Genomic DNA, 6,345 nt, shown 5'->3' on the forward strand with positions numbered 1-6,345 from the left:
GCTGCTGGGGGAACGGGAGGTGCGGTCGCTGGGGCGGCAGTTGCTGCGGATCGCTCCGCACGGGCCCATCCGGCCCGCCTGGTGAGGGGGTTTCAGTCGGGCCGCGGAATGCCGGTTATCGCTGCAAGTTTTTACTGACGCGTAACTTCCCAGTTTGACTACTCGCCCGTAACTTGACGAATGAACAGCATCCTCGTGATCCGGATCACAGGGCCAAGTGCCGTCGCACCTCCCTTGAGCCGCAAGGAGATCACCCGATGCTGCCCTGGAAACGAGTGCTCAGACCCCTGGCCGCGCTGCTGCTGACCGCTGCGGCCGTCACCGTCCCCGCCACCACGGCCCAGGCCGCCGGTGCCCCGGGCTCCGGCTGGAACTCCGGCTGGAACGACTACTCCTGCAAGCCGTCCGCCGCCCACCCCCGCCCCGTGATCCTGGTTCACGGCACGCTCGGGAACTCCGTCGACAACTGGCTGGGCCTCGCCCCCTACCTGAAGGTCCGCGGCTACTGCGTCTTCTCCCTCGACTACGGGCAGTTGGAGGGAGTCCCCTTCTTCCACGGCCTCGGACCCGTCGAGAAGTCCGCCGGACAGCTGAAGGACTTCGTGGACAGGGTGCTCGCGGCCACCGGAGCCGCCGAGACCGACGTCGTCGGGCACTCGCAGGGCGGCATGATGCCCCGCTACTACCTGAAGTTCCTCGGCGGAGCCGCCAAGGTGAACGCCCTCGTCGGCATCGCGCCCAGCAACCACGGCACCACCCTGAGCGGTTTCACCCACCTGCTGCCGTACTTCCCGGGCGCCACGGACCTGCTGGCGAAGAACACCCCGGCCCTCGCCGACCAGGTCACCGGCTCCGCCTTCCTCGCCAAGCTCAACGCGGGCGGCGACACCGTGCCCGGCGTGCGCTACACCGTCATCGCCACGCGGTACGACGAGGTCGTCACGCCGTGGCGCAGCCAGTACCTGAGCGGGCCGGACGTGCGCAACGTCCTGCTCCAGGACCTGTGCCCCGTCGACCTGTCCGAGCATGTGGCCATCGGGCTGCTCGACCGGGTCGCCTTCCACGAGGTGGCCAACGCCCTCGATCCGGCGCGGGCCAGGCCCACCACCTGTGCTTCGGCGTTCGAATGACACGTGTCACCGGTGGACACGTGTCAGGGGAAGCGTTTCGGGGCCTGTCCGGCCTGAGCCGCCGGACAGGCCCCGGGTCGTGGGGCGGTGGGGATCAGCCGCCGTGCCGCCCGCCGCTCACCGTCCGGCGCCGGGCCGACAGGAACAGGGCCGACGAGCCGAGCGCCAGCGTGGCCGCGCCCCCGATCGCGAGGTACGTGGTGCCGCTGTCGCCGCCGGTCTCGGCGAGGTTGCCGGTGGCACCGGCCGCCTTCGGCTGGTTGGGCGCGGACGCGGCGGCCTTCGGCCGGTCCGCCGTGCTCCCCCGCGGAGCCGCGGCCGGAGCCGCCGAGGTGCCGGGGTCGTTGTCGCCGTGTCCTTCAAGGCCTGGGTGCCGCCCGCCGCGACCGCCGCCTTGCACGCGGCCGACTTCGGGCTCTCGGGGCCCTCGGCGTAGCACTGCGAGACCCGGCTGACCGGGTCGCCCATCGAGCCGTGCGCGGCGGCCGGGGCGGCGGCCAGCGCGGTCAGGGCGAACGGGAGGCCGCCGAGCGCGGCGACGGTGGCTGCCGTGCGGCGTGCGGGCATGCGGGAACTCCTCGAAGCGGTGCGGGGGACAGGTCCGGGCCCGGTGGGCCGGATCCCGTGGGGTGCTCCCGAAGCTAGCCCCTGAGAACCGCGAAATCGCCTGCTGAGGGCAGGTGGAGGAGATCCTTATGGCCCGCTTAAGGGAGGGTTCGGACTCGCATCAGGTAGGCACCGTCGCGGCATGGCAGACAGGAAGATCCGGCCGGCCGGGGCCGCCGACGTACCGGTCGTCGCGGACGTGATCGACGCGGCCTTCCGCTCCTGCATCGAGCGCATCGAGCGCATCGGGCGGGTGCCGCAACCCATGGAGGTCTGACGTGGAAGAACCAGGGAGATCTGTCCGAGATACGGCTAGAGCTGGTGAAGCGCCGCGTGGACGGGTCCTGCGACCGCGGCCACTACCGCAAGCGGCTGCTCTGAAACATGCGTCTCATGATGGGTACCGGCCCGTTCAGGCGTCCGGCCACCAGGTGCGGGCGATGTCCTTGCGAACCTCGGGGCGCCCCGAGGGACGCTCGTCGGCCTCTTCGCGGACCCGGCGGACATCCGTCTTCTTCAGGGGCTTCTGCACGGTTACACGGCGCATGGCTGCCTCCTTAGGGGCTACCGGGTTCCGCGTTCTCACGGAGGTAGACCTTTCGGGGGAGGGTTACTCATCGCTCCCGGTCTGTCAGTGGCGGCAGTCACGATTCGAGTGTCAGTGGCCGGTGTCACTCTTGGGACCATGACCAATGTGGACTGGGACGCCGAGGCCGCCTCCTTCGACGAGGAACCGGACCACGGCCTGCGCGACCCGCAGGTGCGCCGCGCCTGGGCCGGGCGGCTGCGCGGCTGGCTGCCCGCCCGGGCGTCAGACGTCCTCGACCTCGGGTGCGGCACCGGCAGCCTGTCGCTCCTCGCGTCCGAGCAGGGGCACCGGGTGACGGGCGTGGACCTCTCCCCGGCGATGGTGACGCTCGCCAGGGAGAAACTCGCCGGGCGTGACGCCGTGTTCCTGGCCGGTGACGTCGCGGCACCGCCGGTTGGGGAGCAGCGCTTCGACGCCGTGCTCGTCCGGCACGTCCTGTGGGCCCTGCCCGACCCCGGCCGCGCCCTCGGGCACTGGTGCGGCCTGCTGCGGCCGGGCGGGCGGCTCGTGTTGGTCGAGGGCGTGTGGGGGAGCGTGGAGCCGGTCGGCATACCCGCCGAGCGGCTCACCGGCCTGCTCGCCCCGATCGCCGGGCGGGTGTCCGTGGAGCGGCTCTCGGACGACCCGCTGCTGTGGGGCGGGCAGGTCACGGACGAGCGCTACGCGGTGGTCGCGCAGGTCCGGACGTCAGGCCAGGAGCGCGGTGAAGTCGCCGCCGCGGGCGAGTGACTCCAGTTCGTCGAGCGCGTCCAGGGCGGCCCGCGCCGCCTCCGGGTCCGACTCACCGAGGCCGCTCTCGGCGAACTCGTCCTCGTCCAGGCGCCGTACGTCCGTGCCGTCCGCGGAGCGCCACAGGTCCAGGTCCAGATCCTCCACGACGAGCTCCGACCCGGAGCGCACGGCGGGGCGGGCGATGTCGCAGTACCAGCCCTTCAGCGCGCCCGTGGCCGAGCGGACCTCCTTGATCGCGTACCAGCGGTCGCGCCAGTAGTACTCCGTGAACACGTCCCCGGGCTCGAAGCGAACGAAGCCGAAGTCGCGGACGCCGGAGCCCGCCCACGGGGCGCGGACCGCCAGGCGGGTGCCGTCGTCCGTCAGCAGCTCGCCGGTGTAACGGATCTTCGTACGGCCCGCCTTGACTAGCACGACGTCCAACTGCGGGAGGTGGTCAGCCGAGTTCGCGGACATACCGTATTTCCTTCGCGCAGGTCTCGTAGCCGAACCACTTGTTGATGGCGATCATCGGCTCGTTGCCGGTGTCGTTGCCGGTGAACGCCTCGGTGTACCCCGCGGCGCGGGCGCGGTGCAGGGAGTCGTTCTTGGCGAGCTTCGCCAGGCCCCGCCCCCGGAACGCGCGGGAGGTGCCGGTCATGGCCGTGGCGTAACGGGAGCCACCGTCGGTGAACGCCGCGGTGAAGGCGGCGAGGCGCCCGTCGACGACCGCGATCGTGGTCAGGTCGCGGTTGAGGAGCGGGTTCTTCCAGGTCTCCTCGATCCAGGCCTCGTAGTCCGTGAACTCCACGTCGATGTCGCTCGGTTCGTCCGACGAGGTCTCCGCGTCCAGTTCGAACACGGGACGCGGATCGTCCGCGAAGTCGGCCGCCGTGCGCAGCTCCACGCCCGCCGGCGGATCCTGGCGGGGCGGCAGGGCACCCGCCGCCAGGTCCAGGCGCAGGAACCAGGCGGAACGGCTGGCCCGGAACCCGCGCCGCTCGGCGAAGGCGCGGTTGTCCGGCTCGTCCAGCACCCACGTGAACAGCTTGGTGACGCCCAGGCGTCCCAGGCGCTCCTCGGCGGTGCGCAGCAGGAGCGAACCGGCGCCGCGCCCCGTGTGGCCGGGGCGCACATAGATGTTGGCGGAGCCCTGGCCGGGCTCCGGGCTGTCATGGGCGACGCTTATCTGGGCCGTGCCGATGACCTCGCCGCCCTCCTCGGCGACGAGCTGCCCGAAGCGGGCGTCCGGGTGGGCGTGCGTGAGGGTGTGCACCACGGACTCGGGTGTGGAGAGCATGTACGGAAGGGCGAGGCGGCGGGTGGCTGAGAACCCCTCGGCGTCGGCTCGGACGTCGGGGCGCAGGTCGCGCACGATCACGGTCATGGGGACGCACGCTACGTGTGGACCCGTTCGGGGTGCCTCTCATTTTCCGGCGGGTGCGCGACAATCGGGCTGTGACCTTGAAGATCGACATCGACGACAGCGCCCCGCCGTACGAGCAGGTGCGGGCGCGGATCTCCGAGCAGGCCCGGTCGGGTGCGCTGCCGGTGGGGTACCGCCTGCCGACCGTCCGGGGGCTGGCCGAGTCGCTGGGACTCGCCGCGAACACGGTCGCCAAGGCGTACCGGGCGCTGGAGGCGGACGGGGTGATCGAGACGCGCGGCCGCAACGGCACGTTCGTGGCCGCCGCCGGCTCCGCGGCGGACCGCGAACTGGCCTCGGCCGCACAGGCTTATGTGGAGCGGGCCAGGAGGCTCGGGCTGGGCGAGGACGTCGCGCTCGCCGCGGTACGGGACGCCCTGCGGGCGGCGTACGGGGAGTAGGGAGGCCGGGGGCCTAACCGGACCGCTGTGTCAGTCGCTCCGGTGTCCTCGTGATGTCCAGCCCCGCGGACCTCCCCGTCCGTGCGAACGCCATCGCGTCCTCCACCGCCGCGCCGCCCGGGTCGTTGTTGAAATACGCGTAGACGTCCTCGCCGTCGGACCAGGTCGTGGCGATGCGGTCGAGCCAGGTGGCGAGGGAGCGGCGGCCGTAGCGGGGCCAGGGCCGGGCGCGGCCCTGGTGGAAGCGGACGTAGCCCCAGTCGGTGGTGCGCCACAGGGGTGTCGCAGGGCGGGCCAGGATGTCGGCCCAGCACAGGGCGGCGCGCCGGGACTCCAGGACGCGGCGGACCTGCGGGGTCCACCAGGAGTCGTGACGCGGCTCGACCGCGACCCTGGCCGGGGCAGGGAAACAGGCCAGGCACGCGTCCAGCAGGCCCGGGTCGGCGCGCAGGGTGGGTGGGAGCTGGAGCAGGACCGGGCCGAGGCGGTCGCCGAGGCCGGCCGCGTGGCTCATCAGGCGGTGCACCGGCTCCTCGGGATCCTTGAGCCGCTTGATGTGCGTCAGATAGCGGCTCGCCTTGACCGCGACGACGAAGTCCCCGGGTACCCGCCTCCGCCAGTCCTCGAAGGTCTCCCGGGCCGGCAGCCGGTAGAAGGCGTTGTTGATCTCGACGGTGGCGAACTGCGCCGCGTACTCCTCCAGCCAGAGCCGCATCGGCAGCCCGGACGGGTACAGGACGTCCCGCCAGTCCTTGTACTGCCACCCGGACGTGCCCACGAACAGGGTCATATCCCTATCAAAGCACCGCAGGCCCTGGAGGGCGGTCGTAGCGGTCATGGCGGTCATGGCGACCTGGTCCGCCGGATCCGCTACGTGTCGGCGCGCGTGTGGAAGCGGTAGAACAACAGGAGGAAGACGGCTGCCGTGACCAGCAGCGCCGTGATGACCACGGGGCGGATGTCGTCGCCGGTCTGGCTGCAGAGGAAGCCCAGGGCGACACCGGCGAAGGCGGCCCGGAGCAGGGCGTGCAGGGCGTGCAGGTCGCGTCTGAGGCGCCGGATCACCTGGACCACGGCGATGCAGAGCGCCGTGAAGGCGAGTGCGCTCCACACGCCCGACGCCACATCCGCTCCGGTGATCGGGCCGCCGTGACGCCGGTTCACGGCGACCCAGTTGCCGTAGACGACACCGAGTGCGACGGGCAGGACCCACCGTGCGACGCGGTGGGCGGGTTCGCTGAACACGGTGGGCGCCGTGTGCGCCATCGGAGGCCTCCCTGGTCCATGCGGAGCGCGGCGTCGCTCCGCGGCACACCTTGGCACGCCTGGGTAACAGGGAGGTGAGAAGCGGTTGTGAGGGCCCGGCGGGCAGCCCTGCGACGGGCCCCGGCGGGGTGACTCCGCGGCGGGCCCCGGTGGGTGGCCGGGCCCCGCTGGACGACCCCCGGCACGGGCCCCGCTGGACCTGTCTCTTATACCCAT

At 72.0% G+C, this 6,345-nt stretch carries 10 protein-coding genes and 1 pseudogene; 4 read left to right on the plus strand and 7 right to left on the minus strand.

Annotated elements, in window-relative coordinates; all coding sequences use genetic code 11:
- Positions 1 to 257: 257 nt before the first annotated feature.
- Positions 258 to 1,130, plus strand: coding sequence for an esterase/lipase family protein (locus C1J00_RS36120; RefSeq protein ID WP_102913162.1), 873 nt, complete (start codon positions 258 to 260; stop codon positions 1,128 to 1,130).
- Positions 1,131 to 1,224: 94 nt separating this feature from the next.
- On the opposite strand, the gene C1J00_RS47750 is transcribed toward C1J00_RS36120, so the two are convergent.
- Complete coding sequence (locus tag C1J00_RS47750) at positions 1,225 to 1,569, minus strand: LAETG motif-containing sortase-dependent surface protein (protein ID WP_439333466.1); 345 nt, start codon at positions 1,567 to 1,569, stop codon at positions 1,225 to 1,227.
- A pseudogene (locus C1J00_RS48435) lies at positions 1,485 to 1,697 on the minus strand (lytic polysaccharide monooxygenase); the annotation flags it as partial. The gene C1J00_RS47750 and the pseudogene C1J00_RS48435, both read right to left, overlap by 85 nt.
- 181 nt (positions 1,698 to 1,878) lie before the next feature.
- Here C1J00_RS48435 and C1J00_RS47755 point away from each other — a divergent pair.
- Complete coding sequence (locus tag C1J00_RS47755; protein ID WP_281262788.1) at positions 1,879 to 2,013, plus strand: hypothetical protein; 135 nt, start codon at positions 1,879 to 1,881, stop codon at positions 2,011 to 2,013.
- A gap of 135 nt (positions 2,014 to 2,148) precedes the next feature.
- On the opposite strand, the gene C1J00_RS47760 is transcribed toward C1J00_RS47755, so the two are convergent.
- The gene (locus C1J00_RS47760; protein WP_102913163.1) at positions 2,149 to 2,283 is read right to left on the minus strand and encodes a hypothetical protein; all 135 of its coding nucleotides are present in this window, start codon (positions 2,281 to 2,283) and stop codon (positions 2,149 to 2,151) included.
- Positions 2,284 to 2,421: 138 nt separating this feature from the next.
- On the opposite strand from C1J00_RS47760, the gene C1J00_RS36140 reads away from it, so the two are divergent.
- Positions 2,422 to 3,054, plus strand: a complete 633-nt coding sequence (locus tag C1J00_RS36140; protein ID WP_102913164.1) for a class I SAM-dependent methyltransferase — start codon at positions 2,422 to 2,424, stop codon at positions 3,052 to 3,054.
- On the opposite strand, the gene C1J00_RS36145 is transcribed toward C1J00_RS36140, so the two are convergent.
- Together C1J00_RS36145 and C1J00_RS36150 are read right to left on the minus strand one after the other, a co-directional pair.
- Positions 3,013 to 3,513, minus strand: a complete 501-nt coding sequence (locus tag C1J00_RS36145) for a ribonuclease FAU-1 family protein (protein ID WP_102913165.1) — start codon at positions 3,511 to 3,513, stop codon at positions 3,013 to 3,015. The two genes, C1J00_RS36140 and C1J00_RS36145, sit on opposite strands and share 42 nt — an antisense overlap.
- Positions 3,494 to 4,423, minus strand: a complete 930-nt coding sequence (locus tag C1J00_RS36150; RefSeq protein WP_102913166.1) for a GNAT family N-acetyltransferase — start codon at positions 4,421 to 4,423, stop codon at positions 3,494 to 3,496. The genes C1J00_RS36145 and C1J00_RS36150 overlap by 20 nt, the downstream gene beginning before the upstream one ends.
- A 71-nt stretch (positions 4,424 to 4,494) precedes the next feature.
- Between C1J00_RS36150 and C1J00_RS36155 the strand changes: the two genes are divergently transcribed.
- Positions 4,495 to 4,863, plus strand: a complete 369-nt coding sequence (locus C1J00_RS36155) for a GntR family transcriptional regulator (protein ID WP_062925982.1) — start codon at positions 4,495 to 4,497, stop codon at positions 4,861 to 4,863.
- Positions 4,864 to 4,876: 13 nt separating this feature from the next.
- Here C1J00_RS36155 and C1J00_RS36160 read toward each other — a convergent pair whose 3' ends face one another.
- Positions 4,877 to 5,653 (minus strand): DUF72 domain-containing protein, encoded by a 777-nt coding sequence (locus C1J00_RS36160; RefSeq protein ID WP_102913167.1) that lies wholly within the window; start codon positions 5,651 to 5,653, stop codon positions 4,877 to 4,879.
- Positions 5,654 to 5,733: 80 nt separating this feature from the next.
- The gene (locus tag C1J00_RS36165) at positions 5,734 to 6,129 is read right to left on the minus strand and encodes a hypothetical protein (RefSeq protein WP_102913168.1); all 396 of its coding nucleotides are present in this window, start codon (positions 6,127 to 6,129) and stop codon (positions 5,734 to 5,736) included.
- Positions 6,130 to 6,345 lie beyond the last annotated feature (216 nt).

The organism is Streptomyces cahuitamycinicus, from assembly GCF_002891435.1.
Lineage (GTDB): Bacteria > Actinomycetota > Actinomycetes > Streptomycetales > Streptomycetaceae > Streptomyces > Streptomyces cahuitamycinicus.

Bases quoted from the DNA above. Each gene is read 5' to 3' on its own strand.
- C1J00_RS36120 (WP_102913162.1), top strand. From the start codon at position 258: ATGCTGCCCTGGAAACGAGTGCTCAGACCCCTGGCCGCGCTGCTGCTG.
- C1J00_RS47755 (WP_281262788.1), top strand. From the start codon at position 1,879: ATGGCAGACAGGAAGATCCGGCCGGCCGGGGCCGCCGACGTACCGGTC.
- C1J00_RS47760 (WP_102913163.1), bottom strand. From the start codon at position 2,283: ATGCGCCGTGTAACCGTGCAGAAGCCCCTGAAGAAGACGGATGTCCGC.
- C1J00_RS36140 (WP_102913164.1), top strand. From the start codon at position 2,422: ATGACCAATGTGGACTGGGACGCCGAGGCCGCCTCCTTCGACGAGGAA.
- C1J00_RS36145 (WP_102913165.1), bottom strand. From the start codon at position 3,513: ATGTCCGCGAACTCGGCTGACCACCTCCCGCAGTTGGACGTCGTGCTA.
- C1J00_RS36150 (WP_102913166.1), bottom strand. From the start codon at position 4,423: ATGACCGTGATCGTGCGCGACCTGCGCCCCGACGTCCGAGCCGACGCC.
- C1J00_RS36160 (WP_102913167.1), bottom strand. From the start codon at position 5,653: ATGACCCTGTTCGTGGGCACGTCCGGGTGGCAGTACAAGGACTGGCGG.
- C1J00_RS36165 (WP_102913168.1), bottom strand. From the start codon at position 6,129: ATGGCGCACACGGCGCCCACCGTGTTCAGCGAACCCGCCCACCGCGTC.